The 21,563-nt window shown below is 71.3% G+C and carries 22 protein-coding genes and 1 pseudogene; 16 read left to right on the top strand and 7 right to left on the bottom strand.

The annotated features are described in order from the left end of the window. The first annotated feature begins 4 nt into the window (after positions 1–4). From lysS to KSED_RS12050, 3 genes are all read left to right on the top strand, one after another. Positions 5–1,567 (top strand): lysine--tRNA ligase, encoded by a 1,563-nt coding sequence (gene lysS, locus KSED_RS12060; RefSeq protein WP_015780357.1) that lies wholly within the window; start codon positions 5–7, stop codon positions 1,565–1,567. Continuing rightward, positions 1,564–1,755: a hypothetical protein gene (locus KSED_RS12055; RefSeq protein ID WP_237699534.1), complete on the top strand. Its 192-nt coding sequence runs from the start codon at positions 1,564–1,566 to the stop codon at positions 1,753–1,755. The genes lysS and KSED_RS12055 overlap by 4 nt, the downstream gene beginning before the upstream one ends. A gap of 169 nt (positions 1,756–1,924) precedes the next feature. Further along, entirely contained in the window at positions 1,925–2,260 is a 336-nt protein-coding gene (locus KSED_RS12050; protein ID WP_041291685.1) for a histone-like nucleoid-structuring protein Lsr2, read from the top strand. Positions 2,261–2,383: 123 nt separating this feature from the next. Here KSED_RS12050 and KSED_RS12045 read toward each other — a convergent pair whose 3' ends face one another. Beyond that, the gene (locus tag KSED_RS12045; RefSeq protein WP_015780354.1) at positions 2,384–3,862 is read right to left on the bottom strand and encodes a tyrosine-protein kinase domain-containing protein; all 1,479 of its coding nucleotides are present in this window, start codon (positions 3,860–3,862) and stop codon (positions 2,384–2,386) included. 247 nt (positions 3,863–4,109) lie between these two features. Here KSED_RS12045 and KSED_RS12040 point away from each other — a divergent pair, with 247 nt between their 5' ends. The 3 genes from KSED_RS12040 to KSED_RS12030 all read left to right on the top strand — a co-directional run bounded on the left by KSED_RS12040 (position 4,110) and on the right by KSED_RS12030 (position 8,007). After that, positions 4,110–4,718, top strand: coding sequence for an arsenate reductase/protein-tyrosine-phosphatase family protein (locus KSED_RS12040; protein ID WP_015780353.1), 609 nt, complete (start codon positions 4,110–4,112; stop codon positions 4,716–4,718). A 185-nt stretch (positions 4,719–4,903) separates the two neighbouring features. Continuing rightward, entirely contained in the window at positions 4,904–7,504 is a 2,601-nt protein-coding gene (locus KSED_RS12035) for an ATP-dependent Clp protease ATP-binding subunit (RefSeq protein ID WP_015780352.1), read from the top strand. Continuing rightward, positions 7,501–8,007 (top strand): DUF3817 domain-containing protein, encoded by a 507-nt coding sequence (locus KSED_RS12030; protein WP_015780351.1) that lies wholly within the window; start codon positions 7,501–7,503, stop codon positions 8,005–8,007. The genes KSED_RS12035 and KSED_RS12030 overlap by 4 nt, the downstream gene beginning before the upstream one ends. A 107-nt stretch (positions 8,008–8,114) precedes the next feature. Here the strand turns inward: KSED_RS12030 and KSED_RS12025 are convergent, their stop codons facing one another. The 3 genes from KSED_RS12025 to disA all read right to left on the bottom strand — a co-directional run bounded on the left by KSED_RS12025 (position 8,115) and on the right by disA (position 11,260). After that, a complete protein-coding gene (locus KSED_RS12025) occupies positions 8,115–9,173 on the bottom strand; it encodes a beta propeller repeat protein (protein WP_015780350.1) in 1,059 nt (352 codons plus the stop codon). Positions 9,174–9,237: 64 nt separating this feature from the next. Next, positions 9,238–10,173, bottom strand: coding sequence for an iron-sulfur binding domain-containing protein (locus tag KSED_RS12020; protein WP_015780349.1), 936 nt, complete (start codon positions 10,171–10,173; stop codon positions 9,238–9,240). Between the two features lies 1 nt (position 10,174). Continuing rightward, positions 10,175–11,260 (bottom strand): DNA integrity scanning diadenylate cyclase DisA, encoded by a 1,086-nt coding sequence (gene disA, locus KSED_RS12015; RefSeq protein WP_015780348.1) that lies wholly within the window; start codon positions 11,258–11,260, stop codon positions 10,175–10,177. Between the two features lie 126 nt (positions 11,261–11,386). Here disA and KSED_RS12010 point away from each other — a divergent pair, with 126 nt between their 5' ends. Next, positions 11,387–11,869 carry a DUF2382 domain-containing protein gene (locus tag KSED_RS12010; RefSeq protein ID WP_015780347.1) on the top strand — a complete coding sequence of 161 codons (483 nt, stop codon included), beginning with the start codon at positions 11,387–11,389 and terminating at the stop codon, positions 11,867–11,869. 117 nt (positions 11,870–11,986) lie between these two features. Here the strand turns inward: KSED_RS12010 and radA are convergent, their stop codons facing one another. Beyond that, the gene (radA, locus tag KSED_RS12005; protein ID WP_015780346.1) at positions 11,987–13,372 is read right to left on the bottom strand and encodes a DNA repair protein RadA; all 1,386 of its coding nucleotides are present in this window, start codon (positions 13,370–13,372) and stop codon (positions 11,987–11,989) included. 110 nt (positions 13,373–13,482) lie between these two features. Between radA and KSED_RS12000 the strand changes: the two genes are divergently transcribed. Then, positions 13,483–14,427, top strand: a complete 945-nt coding sequence (locus tag KSED_RS12000) for a Ppx/GppA family phosphatase (protein ID WP_015780345.1) — start codon at positions 13,483–13,485, stop codon at positions 14,425–14,427. Beyond that, complete coding sequence (locus tag KSED_RS11995) at positions 14,424–15,209, top strand: sugar phosphate isomerase/epimerase family protein (RefSeq protein ID WP_015780344.1); 786 nt, start codon at positions 14,424–14,426, stop codon at positions 15,207–15,209. The genes KSED_RS12000 and KSED_RS11995 overlap by 4 nt, the downstream gene beginning before the upstream one ends. On the opposite strand, the gene KSED_RS11990 is transcribed toward KSED_RS11995, so the two are convergent. Continuing rightward, a complete protein-coding gene (locus tag KSED_RS11990; RefSeq protein WP_015780343.1) occupies positions 15,206–16,192 on the bottom strand; it encodes an IS481 family transposase in 987 nt (328 codons plus the stop codon). The two genes, KSED_RS11995 and KSED_RS11990, sit on opposite strands and share 4 nt — an antisense overlap. Before the next feature lie 70 nt (positions 16,193–16,262). Continuing rightward, a complete protein-coding gene (locus KSED_RS11985; protein ID WP_015780342.1) occupies positions 16,263–16,991 on the bottom strand; it encodes an alpha/beta fold hydrolase in 729 nt (242 codons plus the stop codon). Positions 16,992–17,065: 74 nt separating this feature from the next. Here KSED_RS11985 and KSED_RS15800 point away from each other — a divergent pair. The 7 genes and pseudogenes from KSED_RS15800 to KSED_RS11955 all read left to right on the top strand — a co-directional run. Continuing rightward, positions 17,066–17,239: pseudogene (locus tag KSED_RS15800) on the top strand (HTH domain-containing protein); the annotation flags it as partial. A gap of 66 nt (positions 17,240–17,305) precedes the next feature. Continuing rightward, a complete protein-coding gene (locus KSED_RS11980) occupies positions 17,306–17,758 on the top strand; it encodes a helix-turn-helix transcriptional regulator (protein WP_015780341.1) in 453 nt (150 codons plus the stop codon). 180 nt (positions 17,759–17,938) lie between these two features. Continuing rightward, positions 17,939–18,580, top strand: a complete 642-nt coding sequence (locus KSED_RS13875; protein ID WP_015780340.1) for a TetR/AcrR family transcriptional regulator — start codon at positions 17,939–17,941, stop codon at positions 18,578–18,580. Continuing rightward, a complete protein-coding gene (locus KSED_RS11970) occupies positions 18,577–19,536 on the top strand; it encodes a proline dehydrogenase family protein (RefSeq protein WP_015780339.1) in 960 nt (319 codons plus the stop codon). The genes KSED_RS13875 and KSED_RS11970 overlap by 4 nt, the downstream gene beginning before the upstream one ends. 1 nt (position 19,537) lies before the next feature. Further along, positions 19,538–20,377, top strand: coding sequence for a pyrroline-5-carboxylate reductase (gene proC, locus KSED_RS11965; RefSeq protein WP_015780338.1), 840 nt, complete (start codon positions 19,538–19,540; stop codon positions 20,375–20,377). Beyond that, positions 20,367–20,930: a GNAT family N-acetyltransferase gene (locus KSED_RS11960; RefSeq protein WP_015780337.1), complete on the top strand. Its 564-nt coding sequence runs from the start codon at positions 20,367–20,369 to the stop codon at positions 20,928–20,930. The genes proC and KSED_RS11960 overlap by 11 nt, the downstream gene beginning before the upstream one ends. A 28-nt stretch (positions 20,931–20,958) precedes the next feature. Continuing rightward, a complete protein-coding gene (locus tag KSED_RS11955; protein ID WP_015780336.1) occupies positions 20,959–21,537 on the top strand; it encodes a GNAT family N-acetyltransferase in 579 nt (192 codons plus the stop codon). Positions 21,538–21,563 lie beyond the last annotated feature (26 nt).

Below are 21,563 nucleotides of genomic sequence, written 5' to 3'. Positions count from 1 at the left end.
CCGTGTGACTTCTGATCCCGCCGCTCCGCAGAACCCCTCGACGTCGCCCGACGGTGCCGTCGAGAAGCCCCTGGCCGCCGACGAGCTGCCCGAGCAGATGCGGATCCGCCGGGAGAAGCGTGCCGCCGTGCTGGATGCGGGCGGTCAGGCCTACCCGGTGGAGGTGCCGCGGACGCACTCCCTGGAGGAGGTCCGCGAGCAGTGGGGCCACCTGGAGACCGGGGAGGAGACGCAGGACGTCGTCTCGGTGACCGGGCGCGTGGTGTTCTCGCGCAACACCGGCAAGCTCTGCTTCGCCACCCTGCAGGCCGGTACCGGGGAGCGCCTCCAGGCCATGCTGTCCCTGGCCGAGGTGGGCCAGGAGGCCCTCGACGAGTGGAAGTCCCTCATCGACCTCGGCGACATCGTGTCGGTCACCGGTCGGGTCATCTGCAGCCGCCGCGGCGAGCTGTCGGTCATGGCCACTGACTGGCAGCTGGCCAGCAAGGCCCTGCGCCCCCTGCCCACCCTGCACAAGGACCTGTCCGAGGAGCAGCGCGTCCGCCAGCGGTACGCGGACCTCATCGTGCGTGACGAGGCCCGGCGCATGGTGCTCACGCGCTCGCTGATCACCTCCACGGTGCGCCGCTTCCTCGAGGAGCGCGGCTACGTCGAGATCGAGACCCCGGTCCTGCAGCTCATCCACGGTGGCGCCCTGGCCCGACCGTTCACCACCCACCTCAACGCCTTCAACCAGGACATGACCCTGCGCATCGCGCTGGAGCTCAACCTCAAGAAGGCCGTCGTGGGCGGGGTGGAGAAGGTCTTCGAGATCGGCCGCATCTTCCGCAACGAGGGCGTGGACTCCACCCACAGCCCCGAGTTCACGATGCTGGAGGCCTACGAGGCCTGGGGCGACCAGACCACCATGGCCGAGCTCATGCAGGAGATGTACCTGGTGGTGGCCGATGCCCTCATCGAGGCCGGCCTGCTCGAGTCGCGCGTGCTGAGCACCCCCGCCGGGGAGATCGACCTCGACGGCGAGTGGCGCTGGCTGCCGGTGTACGAGGGCGTGTCCGAGGCGGTCGGCGCCTCGGTGACCCCGGAGACCGACGAGGCCACGCTGCGCGAGCTCGCGGCCCGCCACGAGGTGGAGCTCGACCCCGCCTGGGGTGCGGAGAAGATCGTGCTCGAGCTGCTCTCGGAGCTGGTCGAGCCCACACTGGTGCAGCCGACCTTCCTGTGCGACTACCCACCCTCGGCGCAGCCGCTGGCGCGTCCGCACCGCAGCAAGCCGGGCCTCATCGAGGCGTGGGACCTGATCATCGGCGGGGTGGAGCGTTCGACGGCCTTCTCCGAGCTGATCGACCCCATCGTGCAGCGGGAGGTGCTGACAGAGCAGTCCCTCGCCGCCGCGGCGGGCGACCCCGAGGCGATGCAGTTGGACGAGGACTTCCTGCGGGCGCTGGAGTACGGCGCCCCGCCGATGGGAGGAATGGGTTTCGGTCTCGACCGCATGGTCATGCTGTTCACCGGCGTGGGTATTCGCGAGACCATCCTGTTCCCCCACACCAAGCCGGAGGCATGATGAACGACTTTTTCGCATCGGTATGGCCCTACGTGGCAGCCCTGCTGCCCACGGTGGGAATCCTGTGGCTGTTCATCGTGATGATGAAGCACATCGTCGAGGGGGACCGCCGGGAGCGCGCTGCCGTCGCCCGGTGGGAGGCCGAACAGGATGGCCTGGAGCAGGTGGACGACGACCCCGTGGGGTGAGTCGCGGTGCGCTCCGCCGGCGTTTCCCCGCAGATTCTTCGGCGAACTGCGGACTGCGTGAAGCGAACGAACCACGTCGTTTTGCGGGGAGGGGGCATTCTGGTGTCGAATGGGCACCTGACCCCTCTGGAGAGACGGGGGGGATGACGTGAACGATGAAGGGACCGACATGGTGCAGCGACATGTGACCATCCTCGAGGACGACCTGGACGGCGGTGAGGCCGTGGAGACCGTTTCTTTCTCCGTGGACGGCGTCGCCTACGAGATCGACCTGAATGCAGACAACGCGGCCAAGCTGCGCGACGACTTCGCCCCCTGGGTGGGTGCGGCGCGCAAGGCCACCGGTCGCAAGCCGGCCGGTCGCCGTCCGGCGGCCACGGGCGCCGCGCGCAAGCGCGAGATCGCAGCCATCCGCGAGTGGGGCCGTGAGAACGGCTGGAAGGTCAGCGAGCGCGGCCGTCTCTCGGCCGATCTCGAGGAGGCATACGCCAAGGCCAACGGCTGATCGTCGTCGACTGAGCGCCCGGGGTCTCGCACCCCGGCACACGAGGAAGGGGCCCCGGGATCCATCCCGGGGCCCTTCCTCGTCTTCACCGACACGCGGGGGCGAGCCGGCTCACGCCGTGGATCACTTCTTGCGGTGCTTCTTGCCCTTGCTCTTCACGTCGTCGCCGTAGCTGTTGCCGTAGCCGTACCCGTAGGAGCCGTAGCCATAGCCCTCCCCGTAGAGGATGCGGTTCAGGCGGCTCACTGAGGCGCGGTTGATGACCGCACCCAGCAGGAGCGCGTTCACGTTGCGCAGGTTCGCCGTAGCGCGCTCGACGTGCTCCTTGCGGGTGTCGTTCGCGGCCACCACCAGCACGGCGCCGTCGGTGCTCGTGGTGAGCAGGGCGGCGTCGGTCACCGGCAGCAGCGGCGGGGCGTCCAGGATCACGCGGTGCGTCTGCGTGAGCGTCGCGATGAGGTCGCGCATGCGCTGCGAGCCGAGCAGCTCCGAGGGGTTGGGCGGGATGGTGCCGGCCGGCAGCACCATCAGGTTCGGGTGTTCGGTGGGCTGCACCGCATCGGCCAGGTCGGCGGAGCCGGCGAGCACCTGGGTGAGGCCCACCGAGGAGTCGATGTCGAAGATGCCGGCCACGGACGGGCGACGCAGGTCGGCGTCCACCAGGATCACGCGCTCGCCGCCCTCGGCCAGCAGGTAGGCCAGGTTGGAGGAGATCGTCGACTTGCCCTCGCCCATGCGGGCCGATGTGACGACGATCGACTTCGGCGCGTGGTCGACGTTCACGAAGCGCAGGTTGGTGCGGAACTGGCGCAGCGCCTCGCGGGTGGAGAAGTCCACCTCGCCGCTGTCGCGCACGGCGCGCTCGGGGGAGGCCAGGGCCTCGTTCGCGGGGATGAGGCCCAGCGTCGGGGCGCCGCCGGCCGCCTCCTCGATGTCCTCCTGCGTGCGCACCCGGGTGTCCTGACGGTGACGGAACCAGGCGATCACGTAGCCCAGCGCCAGACCGGCCAGGCCACCGAGGACCAGGGCGCGGGCCGGCTGCGGCTCGGTGGGGGAGGAGGGGAGCTCGGCGTTGGCCAGGGGCAGGATGCTGGTCGCGGGCGCCTGGTCCTGCTGCTGCCCCTCCTCGCCCTCGGGCTGGTTCGGCGCGGCGGACATATTCTGCGTCTCCAGCTCGCGTACGTACTCGGCCGTCTCGGCCACGACGGTGTCGGCCAGCTGCTTGGCGCGCTCCGGGCTGTCCCCGCGGGCGCTCACTGTGATGTTGGGCGTCTCTTCCTCGACCTTGGCCGTGACGCGGCCGGCGAGGCTGCTGGGGCTGGTGTCCAGCCCGAGCTCCTCGATGACCCGCTCGGCCACCGGCTGGGAGCTGAAGTAGGTGACGTAGGTCTTGCTCTTGGTGATCGCCAGGGAGTTGCCGGAGAGGGACTCACCGACCGTGCCGGTTCCGGCGTTCGCCTGCACCACGCCGGTGGCGGTCGCCGTGTAGACGGGCTTCTGCAGGGCCACCCACCCGGCGGCCAGCGCGATGCCCAACAGGGTGCTGAGGACCAGGGTGATGATGTGTCGGCGCGAGAGCCGCAGGATGTCGTCGAGCGTCAAGACGTGCTCCGTCAGTGGGGTGGGATGGGGCGCACAGCACCCGCAGGGACAACTCGAGCACTGTATCCCCTTCCGTCGGACCGACGGGGTCTGTTCGGCCCCCGGGGGCGTGACCCCGACCACGTGCCCCTTGCGCCGCGACGAGGCCCCGCGCAAGCGGACGTCGCCCGCCTACACTCGGAGGGGTCCTCGTGATCTCGGTGGTGCCGCTCGCCCACCGAGCGACTGCGACCGCCGGGAGGCCCACGTGCACATCCTCTATGTCTGCACCGGCAACATCTGCCGGTCCACGTTCGCCGAGCGGTGGTCGCGGCACCTCGCGCCGCACGGGCTCACCTTCTCCTCGGCGGGGACCATGGCGCTGGTCGGCAACCCGATGGACGAGCTGATGGCCCACGAGCTGCGGCGGCGGGGCGGCGACCCCGAGGGCTTCGCGGCACGCCAGGTCAGCCTGCCGATCCTGCGCGAGGCGGACCTGGTGCTCACCATGGAGCGTCGTCACAAGGCCTACGTAGTGGACGAGATGCCGTCCCTGACCCGGCGCACCCACACGCTCGGCCACTTCCTGCACGCCGTCGACGAGCTGGCCGCGGCCGGGCCGGTGCCCTCCGGGCCCGCGCTGGTCGATACGGTGTCGCGCGTGCGTGTCCCGTCCTCCCGTGCGGAGTCGGTCGAGGACCCCTACCGCCGCGGCCCGGAGAAGGCGGCCCAGGCCGGCCAGCAGCTCGAGGCCTGGGTGGGGAGGGTGGTCGGGGCGCTGGCGAGCAGCCCGCCGGTCGATGCGGCACCCGGCCGGCCGGCCGGTGGTCGGCCCGCAGCGGGCGGTTCGACCCCCGTGCGCCTCTTCGGCGACTGAGGTTCGCGCACAGCGAACGAGCAACCCGCCCGGAGCGGAACACCCCGCAGATCGGCACTGTTGAGCCGTACAAGAACGTCCCCCGAGGTGGGCTGTCAGGCAACGAGCAGTCCGAGGCGCTCCACGAGCCCCTCCTGCCGCAGTCCGCGGCCTAGCCTTGGGGTCCCGCGAGGCAAGGAGCTGAGATGTTCGAACGGTTTACCGACCGCGCACGGCGCGTCGTCGTCCTGGCACAGGACGAGGCACGCATGCTCAACCACAACTACCTCGGCACCGAGCACATCCTGCTGGGTCTGATCCACGAGGGCGAGGGCATTGCCGCCCAGGCCCTGGAGAACTTGGGGATCTCCCTCGATGCGGTGCGCGAGCAGGTGCAGGAGGTCATCGGCCAGGGCAAGCAGGCCCCTTCCGGCCACATCTCCTTCAGCCCGCGGGCCAAGAAGGTGCTCGAGCTCTCGCTGCGCGAGGGGCTGCAGCTGGGCCACCAGTACATCGGCACCGAGCACATCCTGCTCGGCCTGATCCGCGAGGGCGAGGGCGTGGCCGCCCAGGTGCTCGTGAAGCTGGGCGCCGACCTCTCCACGGTCCGCCAGCAGGTGATCGAGCTGCTCTCCGGCTACCAGGGTGGCCAGGGCGAGCCGCAGGCCGCTGGCGTCGGCGCGTCCGGGGGACAGGCCGAGGGCACCCCTGCCGGGTCGCTCGTGCTGGACCAGTTCGGCCGCAACCTCACGCAGGCCGCCCGCGAGGGCAAGCTCGACCCGGTGATCGGCCGCGAGACCGAGATCGAGCGCGTCATGCAGGTGCTCAGCCGCCGCACCAAGAACAACCCGGTGCTGATCGGTGAGCCCGGTGTCGGCAAGACCGCCGTCGTCGAGGGCCTGGCTGCCGACATCGTGGCCGGCACCGTGCCGGAGACGCTGAAGGACAAGCACGTCTACACCCTCGACCTCGGGTCGCTGGTGGCCGGCTCCCGCTACCGCGGTGACTTCGAGGAGCGCCTCAAGAAGGTGCTCAAGGAGATCCGCACGCGCGGCGACATCATCCTGTTCATCGACGAGATCCACACCCTCGTGGGTGCGGGTGCCGCCGAGGGCGCGATCGACGCCGCCAACATCCTCAAGCCGATGCTGGCGCGCGGCGAGCTGCAGACCATCGGTGCGACCACGCTGGAGGAGTACCGCAAGCACATCGAGAAGGACGCCGCGCTGGAGCGCCGTTTCCAGCCGATCCAGGTGAACGAGCCCTCGCTGGCGCACGCCATCGAGATCCTCAAGGGCCTGCGTGACCGTTACGAGGCGCACCACCGCGTCTCCATCACCGACGGGGCCCTGGCCTCGGCGGTGAACATGGCCGACCGCTACGTCAACGACCGCTTCCTGCCGGACAAGGCGATCGACCTCATCGACGAGGCCGGCGCCCGGTTGCGCATCCAGCGCATGACCGCGCCGCCGGACCTGCGGGAGATCGACGAGAAGATCGCGAACGTCCGCCGCGAGAAGGAGTCCGCCATCGACGGCCAGGACTTCGAGAAGGCGGCCTCGCTGCGCGACGACGAGCAGAAGCTGCTCAACGAGCGCGGGGAGCGCGAGAAGGCTTGGAAGGAGGGCGACCAGGACGTCGCCGCGGTGGTGGACGAGGACGTCATCGCCGAGGTGCTGGCCGCGACCACGGGCATCCCGGTCTTCCGGATCTCCGAGGAGGAGTCCAGCCGCCTGCTCAAGATGGAGGACGAGCTCCACAAGCGGATCGTGGGCATGGACGACGCGATCCACGCGCTGTCCCAGGCCATCCGCCGCACCCGCGCCGGCCTGAAGGACCCCCGCCGCCCCGGTGGCTCGTTCATCTTCGCCGGCCCCACGGGCGTCGGCAAGACCGAGCTGGCCAAGGCGCTCGCCGAGTTCCTGTTCGGCGACGAGGACGCCCTCATCCAGCTCGACATGTCCGAGTTCGGTGAGAAGCACACCGTCAGCCGCATGTTCGGCTCGCCCCCCGGCTACGTCGGGTACGACGAGGGCGGCCAGCTCACCGAGAAGGTGCGCCGCAAGCCGTTCTCCGTGGTGCTCTTCGACGAGGTCGAGAAGGCGCACCCGGACGTGTTCAACAGCCTGCTGCAGATTCTCGAGGATGGCCGCCTGACCGACTCGCAGGGCCGCACGGTGGACTTCAAGAACACGATCATCATCATGACCACCAACCTGGGTGCCCGGGACATCGCTAAGGGCGTCTCGCTCGGCTTCTCGGCCGGGCCGGAGTCCGGCACGGACTACGAGCGCCTGAAGGCCAAGGTCTCGGAGGAGCTCAAGCAGCACTTCCGCCCGGAGTTCCTCAACCGTGTGGACGACACGGTCGTGTTCCCGCAGCTGTCGCAGGCCGAGATCGTGCAGATCGTCGACCTGATGATCGACCGTCTCTCCGAGCGGCTCGCGGACAAGGACATGGCCATCGAGCTCACGCAGGACGCCAAGGAGCTGCTGGCCAAGCGCGGGTACGACCCCGTTCTGGGTGCCCGTCCGCTGCGCCGCGCCATCCAGCGCGAGATCGAGGACGTCATCTCCGAGAAAATCCTGTACGGCGAGTTCGCGGCCGGGGACATCATCGAGGTCGACGTGGACGCCCCGGCCGCGGAGGAGACCGCCGCTCCCGCGGGGCCGATCAACCCGGGCGCGAGTGGTTCGGCCGCCCCGGTCGGGCCGCGAGGGTTCACCTTCACCTCGCGCCGGAGCCTCGACGCTAAGCCGGTCGACCAGCTGACCGGTGACGCCGACCGCGCGATGGTGGGCGAGTGACCGCCGCGACGCAGCAGGAGCACCGCGTGGGGGAGGGTGTCGGCCATCGTGCCGACGCCGTCTCCCCCCGGCGGGTGTTCGGGTGGGTGGCGGTCGCCGAGGCGATCACCTGGGCGCTGCTCCTGACGGGCATGTTCCTGAAGTACGTCACCGAGACCACCGAGATGGGGGTCAGCATCGCCGGGCCGGTGCACGGTTTCGTGTTCCTGCTCTTCGTGGTGACCGTCGTGGTCGTCGCCGTGGACCAGCGATGGGGTGCCGGCCGCGCCCTGCTCGGGCTGGTTGCCGCCGTGGTGCCCTTCGCGACCATCCCGTTCGAGCGGTGGGCCCAGCGCAAGGGCCTGCTGGCCGACGCCTGGCGTCTGCGCCGGGAGCCCGGCGCCGGGCCGCTGGAGCGGCTTGTCGGGTGGGCCCTGCGCAATCCCGTGCTGGCCGTGTTGGCGGTGGTCGCTGCGGTGGCCGTGGTCTTCACCGCCCTGCTGCTGGTGGGCCCGCCCTTCTGATCGTCCCGCCCGGGTCCTGACCCGGCACCCACGACCTGAGGCCCTCTCCCCACTGGGAGAGGGCCTCAGGCGTGCTCGGGCAGGTCCCGCGGAGGTGCCGGTGGGTCTCAGCTGCGCAGCGTGCCGACCATGCCCTCACTGCCGGCGCCCCAGCAGGTGCCTCCGGGCGTGCAGTCCAGGGTGTGGAAGCCCTGGTCGGTCACCCGCTCCCAGCTCTTCCCGCCGTCCCGGGTGAGGCTGGTCCCCTCCGAGCCCCGGTAGTCGCCGGTGGCCAGGGCAAGGCGACTGCCCCGTACGTGGGCCACGTCCTCACCCACGTGCGTCAGGTCCTCACCGGACCGCCAGGCCCCACCAGCGTGTGAGCGGGCCGTGGTCTGGCGGGTGTTCGCCGGGTCGTCGAAGTCCCCTCCCACCACGATGCCGTGCCGTCCGGTGAACGAGGCAGCGAAGGCCCCCGCTGCGTCCCCGGCGCGCAGGGCGCTGCCCCGCGCCGTCCACGTCAGGCCGTGGTCCGTGGAGGTCAGCACGCGCGAGCTCGCGCCCCCGGTCACGATGTGGGCGCGGTCGGCAGAGACGGTCAGGCAGTCGCCGCTGGACGAGAACTGGGCCTCACCCTCAGTGGGAACCATCCCGGTGCCGGGCAGCACCTCCCAGGTGCGGCCCCCGTCGTCGGTGGCCACCAGCTGGATCCGGCCGTCCACCGGGTCGCTCACGGCGAGGCCGCGGCGACCGTCGGGGTAGAAGGCCATGCAGTTGTAGAAGGCGGCGGGGTCGTCGTTGCGGAAGGTCTCCTGCCAGGTGGCTCCCTCGTCGGTGGTCCGCAGGATGCGGGAGTCCTCGCCGGGCCCGATCGCCAGGACGTGCACCGCGCCACCGACCACCTCGACGTCCCGCAGGCTCAGCCCCTCGGTACCGGGCGGGGTGACGTCCTGCCAGCTGCGGCCCCCGTCCGTGGTGTGGAAGATGCCGGCGGCGCCCCCACTGCGGGACTCACCACTGACCCACGCCTCGGAGGCGCTCACCGCATCGAGGCCGCGGAGGTTCTGGTCGCTGTCGGTGACGCTGGTCCGCCAGTCCAGCTCCGGGCCGGGGGGAGCAGCGGTGGCGGTCGGCGCCGCGGTGAGCACGGCGGCGGTGAGCAGGGCGAGTGCGGTGCGCTTCGTCATCCCTGAACTGTGCTCCTGGCCACGTGCTCTGTCCACCCCTCCTCACCGGGCTCCGGCGTCCACCTCAGGTCGGCAGCGTGTACCCGGTGTGGTCGTCCCCCTCGGCCAGCCCGTCCTCGAGCAGACCGCTCAGGCAGCGTTCCGCCTGCATCTCGGTGGCCCCCGATGCGGTGAGCACCTGCTCGCGGGAGAGGGGGCCGTCCGCATCGCGGAGGGCCTGCACGATGCGGCCGCGCGCCTGCCGGTCGGTGCCCGCCCAGGCCTGGCCGCGCCGCGGTGGCCCGTCGTCCTGCGGGGACCCGGCGGCCACCCAAGCGCAGGGGTCGACCAGCGGGCACTGGCCACACGCGGGGTTCCGGGCGGTGCAGACCAGGGCGCCGAGCTCCATCGTGGAGATGTTCCAGCGCACGCTCTCCGCGGCGCCCGCCGGTAGCAGGGCGGTGGCCAGGGCGCGTTCGGCGGCGGTGTAGCTGGGGGCGGGCAGGGCACGCCCCGAGACCGCGCGCGCCTGCACGCGGCGGATGTTGGTGTCCACCACCACGGCCCGCTGTCCGAAGGCGAAGGCCGCCACGGCCGCGGCGGTGTACTCCCCGATGCCGGGGAGGCTCCGCAGGGCCTCCTCGTCGGAGGGCACCTCCCCGCCGTGGTGGTCCCGGATCGCGGTCGCGGCGTCCACCAGGCGCAGGGCTCGTCGGGGGTAGCCGAGGCGGCCCCAGGCCCGCACGGCCGCGCCGGGGCCGGCGTCCGCGAGGTCCGCCGGGGTGGGCCACCGCTCCATCCACGTGGTCCAGACGGGCAGCACCCGCACCACCGGGGTCTGCTGCAGCATCACCTCGGAGACGAGCACGCCCCACGGGGAGCAGTCGTCGTGGCGCCACGGCAGGTCCCGGGCGTGGCGGGCGTACCAGTGGGCCAGCGGTGCGGCCAGCGCGGCTCCCCGGCGGAGGGCGGCGTCGTCCGGGGCGCGGCGCGGGGCCGGCCCCCTGGTGCGTGCGGCCACCTCAGACGTAGCGGTCGAGGATGCTGGTCTCGGCCATGCGGCTCAGCCCCTCGCGGATCGCGCGGGCGCGGGCGTCGCCGATGCCCTCGATCTCGTGCAGGTCGTCGAAGGTGGCGCCCAGCAGGTGCTGCAGGCCGTCGAAGTGCAGCACGACGCGGTCGACGATGACCGGGGGCAGGCGCGGGATCTGCGAGAGCAGGCGGTAACCCCACGGGGAGAGCGGGCGCTCCAGGGTGTCGCTGGCCACCGGGTGCCCCATCGCAGCGGCCACGGAACCCAGGTCCAGCAGCTCGGCGGTGGACAAGGCCGCGATGTCGGCCAGCACCGCATCCACCTCGGCAGGGTCCCCGGACGGGGTGTGCGAGGGCGCGTAGTCCCGCACCAGCAGCTCGCGGTCGTTGCCGAGTCCGGCGGTCAGCTCGGACAGCTGCAGGTCCACCAGGCGCCCGTCACGCCCCAGGGTGAGCACGTAGTGGGAGATCTCCTCGCGGATGCGGTGCACCATCTCCAGCCGCTGGGCCACGGCCGCGACGTCGCGGACGGTGACGAGGTCCTCGATCTCCAGCGCCGAGAGGGCGGCGGCGACCTCGTCGAGGCGCATCTTGTAGCGCTCGAGGGTCTGCAGGGCCTGGTTGGAGCGGGACTGGATCGCGCTGACCTCCTCCAGCACCACCCGGTGCTCGCCCATATAGAGGGCGATCATGGACATGGAGGCCGAGACGCTCACCACCGGGACGCCGGTCTGCCGGGCCGCGCGCTCGGCGGTGCGGTGGCGGGTGCCGGACTCGCGGGTTTCGATCGCCGCATCGGGCACCAGCTGGGTGGCGGCACGCACGATGCGGGTGAGGTCGTTGGAGAGGACCACCGCGCCGTCCATCTTGGCGAGCTCGCGCAGTCGGGTGGAGGAGAAGTCCACGTTGAGCTCGAAGCCGCCGGTGGAGATCTGCTCCACGGCGCGGTCGTTACCGAGCACGATGAGGGCACCGGTGCGCCCCCGCACGATCCGCTCCAGGCCGTCTCGCAACTCGGTGCCGGGCGCCAGCAGCGCCAGCACTGCGTTCACTGCCTCCTGGTCCACGGTCTCCACGGGGTGAGTCTAGGTCCCCGCCTGCCACGGCGCGTACCGGACACCGGTCCGGCATCGGGGTGGTCCCCGGGCGCTCCGTGCGACACGATGGGGGCGAATCACCGACCGCAGCGAGGAGAACCGTCCATGGACAACCGAACAGGTGACCGCACCTCCCTGGTGCGTCACGAGGAGAAGTTGACCGCTGCCGTGCAGCGGGTGGCCCGTGGCGCGACCCGCGTCCGCAAGCGCGTGATCACCGAGACGGTGACCGTCGAGGTCGAGGTGCAGCGCGAGGTGCTGGAGGTGGAGGAGGCCCCGGCGGCTGGCGGCGGGGCCGCCACGCCCGGGACCGGCACGGCAGTGGACACCGGGGGCGGCCAGGCGGTCGGCGCGGAACAGCTCGCGCAGCGGCAGGTCGACGCGCAGCCCCGCGAGGAGGAGGTGCAGGTCGTGACCCTGCACCGGCAGCGCCCCGTCGTCACCCTGGAGACCGTCCCCTACGAGGAGGCCCGCGTGGTGAAGCGCACCGTCACCGTGCCCCACGAGGTGACCGAGACGGTCCGGCGCGAGCACGTCGACGTGCACGAGGTGGACGCCGAGGGCGTGTCCACCGGCGACTTCCGCTGAGCCCCAGCTTTCCGTCCCGGGGATGATCCGCTCCCACAGCGGATCATCCCCGGGACGCTGTGCGTCGGGCCCCCCGGGGCTCGATGCTGGTGCTGAGCACGGCGTCGCGCCGCTGGCTCAGCGCTTGAGCACCGCTCCGATCGCGTGCTCGAGCGTGTCGGCCTGGAAGACCTTCATGCCGGCGGGTGCCTGCTGGTCGCCCAGGGCCCCCCGGGGGATCACGGCCTTGTCGAACCCGATGCGGTGCGCCTCCACCAGACGCCGCCCGGTGCCGGGCGCATTGCGCAGGTCGCCCGCCAGCCCCACCTCGCCGATGGCGACCAGGCCGTCCGGCAGTGCTTGGTCCGCCAACGAGCTGGCCAGCGCCAGGGCCACGGCGAGGTCCGTGCTCGGCTCCGAGAGGCGCACGCCGCCGACGGTGGAGACGTAGACGTCGCTGGTGGCCAGCGGCACCCCGCCGTGCCGGTTGAGCACGGCCACGGTCATGGCCACCCGGGAGGAGTCCACCCCGCTGGTGGTCCGCCGTGGGCTGGGGGCCTGCGTCGGGACGGCCAGCGCCTGCACCTCGGCCACCAGCGGACGGCGGCCCTCCAGGGTCACGGTCAGGCAGGTGCCGGGCACCGGGGCTGCGTGGCGTGAGACGAACAGCCCGCTGGGGTCGGCCAGCCCGGTGATGCCGGACTCGTCCAGGTCGAAGCAGCCCACCTCGTCGGTGGGGCCGAAGCGGTTCTTCACCGCCCGGATCAGGCGCAGGCGGGAGTGACGCTCGCCCTCGAAGGTCACCACCACGTCCACGAGGTGCTCCAGCACCCGCGGCCCGGCGATCGCGCCCTCCTTGGTGACGTGGCCGACCAGCACCGTCGCGATCCCCCGGTGCTTGGCCTCACGGATCACCGAGGCGGCGACCTCCCGCACCTGGGCCACGTTGCCGGCGGCCCCGTCGACCTCCTGCGAGCTGATGGTCTGGACGGAGTCCAACACCACCAGCCGGGGCTGCACGGCCTCAAGGTGGGCCAGCACGGCGGCGAGGTCGGTTTCGGAGGCCAGGTAGAGCCCGTCGGTGACGGCGCCGATCCGCTCGGCGCGCATGCGCACCTGGGCCGCGGACTCCTCACCGCTGACGTACAGGGCGGGGCCGCCCCCGGCCGCCACCCGGGCCGCGACGTCCAGCAGCAGGGTGGACTTGCCGATGCCCGGGTCCCCGGCCACCAGCACCACCCCGCCGGGCACCATGCCGCCGCCCAGCACGCGGTCGAACTCTTCCACCCCTGTGGCGTGGTGCTCGGAGGCCGAGAGGTCCACCTCCCCGATGGGGCGGGCGGGCTCGCGGACAGAGGCGGCCGGGGTGGTCCTGCCCGCCGGGCGGCCGCCCGCCTCCACCAGGGTCCCCCAGGCCTGGCACTCCTTGCACCGTCCGATCCACTTGACCGTGGTCCACCCGCACTCGCTGCACCGGTAGGACTCCCGCTCGCGGGACCTGCTGCCACCACTCTTCGCTGCCACCCGTGCACCGTATCCGCGCCCCCCGACAACCTCGCCCCGGCAACCTCCCCGTGCCGACCGGGGCGCCGCGGCGGGAGGCAGGGCCCCTGCGCGCCCGTAGGCTGGGGGTCATGCGCCTGGGAGTCATCGACGTCGGATCGAACACAGTCCACCTCCTGATCGTCGACGCCCGTCCCGGGGCCCACCCGCTGCCGGCCTCGTCCTTCAAGCACCAGCTGCGGCTCGCGGAATTCCTCACGCCCGAGGGCGACATCGACGATGCCGGGGCCGAGACGCTGGCCGCGTTCGCCACCGACTGCCTCGACCACGCGGCCGACCTGGGCGCCGTGAAGGTGCTCGGCTTCGCCACCTCCGCCATTCGCGACGCCGGAAACACCGACGCCGTGTTGGCGCGAATCCGCGAGGCCAGCGGGATCGACCTGCAGGTGCTCTCCGGGGAGGAGGAGGCCCGCCTGACCTTCCTGGCCGCGCGCCGTTGGCACGGCTGGTCCTCCGGGCACCTGCTCATGGTGGACATCGGCGGCGGGTCGCTGGAGCTCGCGGCCGGACGGGACGAGGACCCCTCCACGGCCGTCAGCCTGCCGCTGGGCGCAGGGCGCCTCACGCGCCACCTGCCCGGTGACGTGGCCGACCCGAAGCAGGTGCGGGCCCTGCGCCGCTACATCCGCGCCTCCATCGGCGAGGTGGTGCCCGACCTCACGGCGCGCACCCCCCATCGGGTGGTCGGCACCAGCAAGACGATGCGGAGCCTCGCCCGCCTGCAGGGAGCCGCCCCCAGCGGGGAGGGGCCCTTCGTGCGCCGCACGGTCGAGCGCGGGCCGCTCAAGGAGTGGGTGGAGCGGCTGGCGGCCATGCCGGTGTCCGAGCGCGCCTCGCTCCCGGGGGTCAACCAAGGACGGGCGCACCAGATCCTCGCCGGGGCCCTGGTGGCCGAGGGGGCGATGGACCTGCTCGGCATCGAGAGCCTGGAGATCTGCCCCTGGGCGCTGCGGGAGGGTGTGATCCTGCAGTTCCTGGACCACCTGGACACCACCGGCCTGCTGGAGCTGGCATGAGCCGTTGGGCCGTGGGGCTGTCCGCCTCGAGCTGCTACCCGCAGAAGACCGCCTACACCTTCGCCATGGCCGAGCGGCTCGGCTACGACGGGGTGGAGGTCATGGTCTGGGGCGAGAAGCTCAGCCGTGACGTGCCGCGGTTGCAACGCCTCGCGGAGGACCACGGCCAGCCGATCCTCTCGGTGCACGCGCCCACCCTGTTCTTCCTGCAGCACGTCTGGGGCACTACCTGGGACCAGATCGACAGGTCGATCGAGCTGGCCGAGGAGCTCGCCTGCCCGACGGTCGTGGCCCACCCGCCCTTCGCCTGGCAGCGGGCCTACGGCCGTGCATTCGTCGAGGGGATCGCCGAGCGGCAGGCGCGCACCGAGGTCAAGATCGCCGTGGAGAACATGTACCCCTGGCGGGTGCCCGGCACCGGGGCCCGGGGGAAGGTGCCCATGTACCTGCCGGGCTGGGACCCCACATACCACGAGTACGCCCACGTGACGCTCGACCTCTCGCACAGCGCGACCGCCCACGCCGATGCGGTGGCCATGGCCCGTGCGGCGGGGCCCACCCTGGCGCACGTGCACCTGGCCGACGGTTCGGGCTCGCTCAAGGACGAGCACCTGGTGCCCGGGGACGGGTCGCAGCCGTGCGAGGAGGTGCTGGGGATGCTGGGGGAGATCGGGTTCTCCGGGTCGATCATCGTGGAGGTGGGGACCCGCGGCGTGGACGAGGCGACGCGAGTGGACAGGCTGACCCGGTCGCTGGCGTTCGCCCGCCAGCACGCCCACTAGCTGTACTGACCGGGCACGTTGATCAATCGTGAGGAGGGCGGCTGGTTGCCGCAGGCGGTATGCGGACGGTGTTCGTTGTACTGGTGCAGCCAGTCCGGCAGGGCGTCACGTCTTTCTTGCTCGCTGGTGTAGCAGCGGGCGTACGCCCACCCGTCGGCCATGGTCCGGTGGAAGCGCTCCACTTTTCCGTTGGTCTGCGGCCGGTACGGACGGGTCCGCTTCGGGGTGATCGATAGGGCCTCGCAGGTGTCGCGCCACAGGTGTGACCGGTATGCCCCGCCGTTGTCAGACAGCACCCGTTCGATGGTGACACCGCGGTCTGCGAACCACTCGACCGCCCGGTGCAGGACGGCGACGGCGGTGATGGCGGTCTCGTCGTCGTGGACCTCGGTGTACGCGACGCGGGAGTGTTCGTCGATGACGGTGTGCACGAACGCGTACCCGAGCTTTGGGTTGTGCCACTTGCTCTTCGGCTTCCCGGGCGTGGCGGCGCGGTTGCGTTCGCCTTGGAGTCGGCCGACATAGCGCCAGCCGCCGCCGTCGGGGATATTCCCGAGCTTCTTAACGTCCACGTGCACCAGCGAGCCGGGATGGGGGTGTTCGTACCGGCGGATCGGCTCGCCGGTGGCACGGTCGACGTAGGACAGCCGGTTGAGGCGTGCCGTCGTGAGGATTCGGTGCACCGTCGATGGTGCGATGCCGAGTCGAGCGGCGAGCTGAACTGGGCCTTCGCGCAACCGCATTCGCAGGCTGACGCACCGCTTGGTCACCGTCTTCGGGGTCTTGTTCGGCGACACCCTCGGGCGCGAAGACCGGTCTTCCATGGACTCGCCGGCGAGGTAGCGGTCGGCCCACCGCTTCACCGTCGGCCAGGACACCTGGAACCGAGCGGCCACCTCGCTGATCGGCCAGCCATCCTCGACGACGAGGCGAGCGACCTTCAAGCGGTGGCGGGGTGTCAGGGCGGCGTTCTTGTGGCTCATGGGGGGCTCTCGGAACGGGATGAAGGGGGTCAGCGGCAGTGGCTGACCCCCTTCATCGGTGACGAGGAACTCAGGAGGCGAGAGCGGCGGCGGCGATCGCGTTGGCCAGATCTTCGGAGCGGCTCCACATCGGCCAGTGACCAGTGGGCAGGTCGACGATCTGGACGTCGATCAGGTCGTTGACGGCGGCGAACATGGGGTGTCGTGCCTGGGCCAGCTCAAGGACCTGGTTGGACGGCAGGGAGCAGCAGATCAGGGTGGTCGGCACACTGTGGCGCCGATCATTGGTCAAGGAGACCGTGGCGCGGGCGACACCTGCAGGCTCGGGGACAGCGCGGGCGCGGAAGGTCTTGAGCTGACCGTCGCTGAGCCCTTCGAGGCTGGCCTGCTGACCGAGCGTGTCAAAGTCGGGCAGCGGGAGCTCCTCGATGTCCTGCGGGAGCTCCGGCGCGAAGGCTCCTCCGTCTGGCATGGGCCCGGAATCGACCCAGATGACCCGGCGGAGCAACTGGGGGGTCCTGTCCGTGACGGTGCTCACCGCGGCGTTGGCGCCGCTATGCCCCACGAGAACGACGTCGCCGCCGGCCTGTTCGACAAGGGCCTGGAGGGCATCGACCTGGTCCTGCAGAGTGGTGTTCTTCCGATTGGGATCCTGCTCGTCGAGGCCCGACGGAGTGATGGCCTCGACGTCGAGCCCCTGCTCCTTCAGGGCGGGCACCACGTCATCCCAGGCCCAGGCGCCTAGCCAGTAGCCGGGAACGAGGATCACGTGCGGTTGGTCCGTTGCGTTTGATGTCATGTGCTCGATGCTGGCAGGGCTCCTGGACAACGGAGTGGCACTATTTATGACATGAATATGGCGATGGTTTCCTGATGAAGCGTTCGGAACGCCTCCACGCGCTGTCGGAGGCCCTCAGGCGCAGCGGGAAGCGTGGGAGGAGTGCTGGGGGACTTGCCCGTGAGTTCGGGGTGTCTGTCCGGACCATCAAACGAGACCTGACGGCACTCGAAGCTTCCGGGGTGCCGCTGTGGTCCCGCCCTGGTCCAGGCGGCGGGTACGGGATCGTAGAAGGTGGCTCCCTGCCGCCGATCGCGTTGTCACCGGCTCAAGCCTTGGCACTGCTGGCAGCGGTCAAGGCCGCACCCGATGCGCCGTACTCGGATCTCGCGGCAGCCGCCGTCCGCAAGATCGTGGATGTCCTCGACCCGCACACTCGCGAGCAGGTGAGCGAGCTCGCGCAGCGTGTCTGGGTCGACTCGCCCCCCAGCACCTCTCGGTCCGTCCGCTCGACCTGCGAACAGGCCATGACAGATCAACGAGTGCTGCGCATCCACTTCGTCTCCGCCGCTGGCGAGCACACCCGTCGTGACGTCGAGCCCATTCTGTTCGCCGGCACCCGTGGTAGCTGGTACCTCATCGGTTGGTGTCGACTGCGCGGCGCTGTGCGGTGGTTCTCTCTCGACCGCATTCGCAAGGCTACGCTCACGCGCTATCCATGCTCGGGCCACACCGTCGACGAGATCGGCACACCACCGGACACCGCCGCCAGCGTCACCTTGGACTGAACTCGATCGGGTCGATCAACGTCTCCGGTCAGTACAACTAGCCGCCCACCAGCGCCCGGGCCCCCGCGCCGGGGGGGCCGGGGGCCGGGCGCCGCCGAGGTCGTGCCGGGGGGACCGGTCCGTGGCACGATGCAGGAAGGACCCTGATCGGGTCCGGCACCGCCGTCCTGGAGGACAGAAGTGAACGCACCACGCCGCGGCCCGCGTCCTGCGGGGAGCGACACCCGGGCCGACATCCTCGGCGCCGCCCTGGAGCTCTTCTCCACCCACGGCTACGACGCTGTGTCCGTCCGGATGATCGCCCGGCAGGCGGGCGTCGACCCGGCCCTGGTCAACTACTACTACGGCGGCAAGAGCGCCCTGTTCGTGGCCGCCATGCGACCCACGGTCGACGACGAGCTGCTGGCCGCCTTCATCAACGGCCTGCAGCCGGAGACCTGCGGTGAGGAGCTCATCGCCTTCGTGCTGGGGTTCTGGTCGCGGCACGACACCGCGGTGCGCATGACCGGCACCTTCGTGGCCGCGCCCTCGCAGCAGGAGGAGCAGGAGTACCTGCGTCACCTCATCGTGGAGCGCTTCCTGCGGCCGGTGGTGGAGAAGCTCAGCCCGGACCACCACGAGGTGCGCACCGAGCTGGCCGCGGTGCTGCTGATGGGGATGATGGCCGGCACCAGCGTGCTGGGCCTCCCACGGCTGGACGGACTCTCCGTGCGGGACCGGGCGCGCCTGCTCGGACCGGCCTGTCAGGGGTTCCTGGTCGGCGAGCTGCCCACCATCGGGGATGATGGGGGCACGTCCACCGAAAGAGAGTTGCCGTCGTGAGTGTTCTCGACCCGTCCGCCCTGATGCGGGATGCGTTCCTGGCCATGAGCCGTCAGACCGCCGTCCGCGACACCATGGTGAAGATGCCCGTGACCAACAAGGTGGTCTCGCGCTACGTGCCCGGTGAGGACTTCGCCGACGCGGTGCGGGACTGCGCGAACCTGGTGGCCCAGGGCCGCACCGTGACCGTCGACCACCTCGGGGAGGACATCACCGACCTCGCCCAGGCGACGGCCACCAAGGACGCCTACCTGCGCTACATCAAGGACATGAGCAACGCCGGCCTGAGCACCGACGGCACGGTCGAGTTCTCGCTGAAGCTGAGCGCGCTGGGCCAGTTCGTGGGCAAGGACGGGGAGAAGGTCGCCCTGGAGAACGCCCGCGAGATCGCCCGGGCGGCGGCGAACGCCGGCACCACGATCAGCCTCGACATGGAGGACCACACCACTACCGACTCGACGCTGGGCATCCTGCGCGAGCTGCGCCAAGACTTCCCCGGCACCGGTGCGGTGCTGCAGGCCTACCTCCACCGCACCCAGGCCGACTGCCGCGACCTGTCCGGCGAGGGCAGCCGGGTACGCCTGTGCAAGGGCGCCTACGCCGAGCCCGAGTCCGTGGCCTTCCAGGACGACCACGAGGTCGACCTGAACTACGTGGAGTGCGCCAAGATCCTGATGAACGGTCAGGGTTACCCGATGATGGCCACGCACGACCCGAACATGATCGACATCGCCGGCTTCCTGGCCGACTCCGCGGGCCGCTCCACGGACTCCTGGGAGTACCAGATGCTCTACGGCATCCGGCCCCACGAGGAGGGCCGCCTCATCGACGAGGGCTACCAGGTGCGGGTCTACCTCCCCAACGGGCCGGACTGGTACGGGTACTTCATGCGCCGCCTGGCCGAGCGTCCGGCGAACGTCATGTTCTTCGCCCGCTCGCTGCTCTCGAAGGGCTGACGTGCCCGGGCAGGGCCTGGACGAGCTGACCCGCATCACGATGGTCGGTAGCGGCGTGATGGGGCGCACCGTCGCGGCGGGTCTGGTCCGCGCGGGTCACCCGGGTGAGCGGATCACGCTCGTGGGCCGGGACGCCGCACGCGCGGCAACCACTGCCGAGGGCCTCGGCGTGGCCTGCGCGCCGTTGGCCGAGGCCGTGTCCGGGTCCGACGTGGTCGTGCTGGCCGTGAAGCCGCAGGACATGGACGTCGCCCTGGGGCAGGTGCGTGAGCACCTGCGCCCCGGTGTGGTGGTCATGTCCCTGGCGGCCGGCATCCCGCTGGCCTTCCTGCAGGCCCGCCTGCCCGCAGGCACCCCGGTGGTGCGCGCCATGCCCAACACCCCCGCCCAGGTGGGGCAGGGCATGGCGGCCCTCTCGCCCGACGAGCACTGCACCGACGACCAGGTGGAGGTCGCGCGGGCGGTGCTGGAGTCCACCGGCTCGGTCATCACCATCGCCGAGAAGCACCAGGACGCGGTCACGGCCATCTCCGGCTCCGGCCCGGCGTACCTGTTCTTCGTGGTCGAGTCCATGATCGAGGCGGGCGTGCTGCTCGGCCTGCCCCGCTCGACGGCCACCGAGCTGGTGGTGCAGACCCTCTTCGGCGCCGCCACGATGGTGCGCGAGACCGGGGAGCACCCGACGGTGCTGCGGGAGATGGTCTCCAGCCCCGGGGGCACCACCGTCGCCGCGCTGCGCCAGCTGGAGGACCACAAGGTGCGAGCGGCCTTCCTCTCGGCCATGGAGGCCGCGGCCCGGCGCAGCAAGGACCTCTCCGACGGCGTGGTGGATGACGACTGACGGCCCCGGGGCCACGTGCCCCGGGGGCCAGCAGGACCCCGCCGCGCGGCTCGACGCCCTGGTCTGGCTGGACCCCGCATCGGACCGCGACGTGGCCCTCTGGCGCGACATCCGGCTCGAGATGCTGACCGTCGCGCCCGAGGCCTTCGGCAGCACCCTCGCCGAGCACGAGGGCCGAAGCCTCGATGAGTGGCGCGGCCAGGTGGCCAGCCCGGTCCTCGAGACGGTGGTCGCCGTGCGGCACGGCCTCCCGGTGGGCGCGGCGCGGCTGATGCGGCCCGGGGACGGCCTGCCCGCCGAGCTGATCAGCATGTACGTGGCCCCGGCGCACCGGGGCGCGGGCCTGTCCCGCCGCATCGTCGAGGCGGTGATGGAGCGGGCGCGGGAGCTCGGTGAGCCCACGCTGCGCCTCGACGTGATGGAGGACAACCCGGCGGCTCGACGGCTCTACGAGGGCTGTGGTTTCACGGCGCAGGGGCCCGCCGTCCCGGCCCACCCGGAGGACCCGTCGGACCCCCGGGTGGAGCTGCCGATGCTGGTCCACTTGCGGTGAGGGGCTGCGGTCATGGGAACATGTGCCCATGACTGACATCACAGTGCGCGAGCTCGCGGCGGACGAGTGGGAGATCTTCAAGACCCTCCGGCTCCGTGCGCTGCAGGAGGACCCCGAGGCCTTCGTGGCCTCCTACGAAGAGGAGTCCCAGCACAGTGATGAGGAGTGGCAGGAGCGCATGAGCCACGCCACCCGCATCGGGGCGCAGCGGGGGTCCGAGTGGGTGGCGCTCGCGTCCGTGGGGGACGAGGACACCCGTGACGACGACGACCTGGGGGAGGTCTACGGCATCTGGGTCACCCCGTCGCTGCGTGGCGAGGGGGTCGCGCGACAGCTCATGGAGCACGCCGAGCTGGTGGGCCGTAACGCGGGCTACAGCCACCTCGCCTACTGGGTGAACACCGACAACGGGCGGGCCGTCGCGTTCGCCAGCTCCATCGGCTACCGCCCCACCGAGGGCCGCCGCGACGTGGTGGTCGAGGGGCAGCCGGAGGTGGAGGCCGCGTTCATGATCCCGCTGGGCTCGGACACCGACGAGACCCCGCTGGCGCTGCAGAACGACGTGGACGAGGACGCCGCCGAGTCCACCGGGGACGCTCCGGACTGACGCACCACCGCACCGGGCCGCGAGCC

It is taken from the genome of Kytococcus sedentarius DSM 20547, assembly GCF_000023925.1.
GTDB lineage: Bacteria > Actinomycetota > Actinomycetes > Actinomycetales > Dermatophilaceae > Kytococcus > Kytococcus sedentarius.
This window is presented reverse-complemented; position numbering and strand designations above follow the sequence as displayed.

Bases quoted from the DNA above. Each gene is read 5' to 3' on its own strand.
- KSED_RS12055 (WP_237699534.1), top strand. From the start codon at position 1,564: ATGATGAACGACTTTTTCGCATCGGTATGGCCCTACGTGGCAGCCCTG.
- KSED_RS12050 (WP_041291685.1), top strand. From the start codon at position 1,925: ATGGTGCAGCGACATGTGACCATCCTCGAGGACGACCTGGACGGCGGT.
- KSED_RS12035 (WP_015780352.1), top strand. From the start codon at position 4,904: ATGTTCGAACGGTTTACCGACCGCGCACGGCGCGTCGTCGTCCTGGCA.
- KSED_RS12025 (WP_015780350.1), bottom strand. From the start codon at position 9,173: ATGACGAAGCGCACCGCACTCGCCCTGCTCACCGCCGCCGTGCTCACC.
- KSED_RS12010 (WP_015780347.1), top strand. From the start codon at position 11,387: ATGGACAACCGAACAGGTGACCGCACCTCCCTGGTGCGTCACGAGGAG.
- KSED_RS12000 (WP_015780345.1), top strand. From the start codon at position 13,483: ATGCGCCTGGGAGTCATCGACGTCGGATCGAACACAGTCCACCTCCTG.
- KSED_RS11995 (WP_015780344.1), top strand. From the start codon at position 14,424: ATGAGCCGTTGGGCCGTGGGGCTGTCCGCCTCGAGCTGCTACCCGCAG.
- KSED_RS11990 (WP_015780343.1), bottom strand. From the start codon at position 16,192: ATGAGCCACAAGAACGCCGCCCTGACACCCCGCCACCGCTTGAAGGTC.
- KSED_RS11985 (WP_015780342.1), bottom strand. From the start codon at position 16,991: ATGACATCAAACGCAACGGACCAACCGCACGTGATCCTCGTTCCCGGC.
- KSED_RS11960 (WP_015780337.1), top strand. From the start codon at position 20,367: ATGACGACTGACGGCCCCGGGGCCACGTGCCCCGGGGGCCAGCAGGAC.
- KSED_RS11955 (WP_015780336.1), top strand. From the start codon at position 20,959: ATGACTGACATCACAGTGCGCGAGCTCGCGGCGGACGAGTGGGAGATC.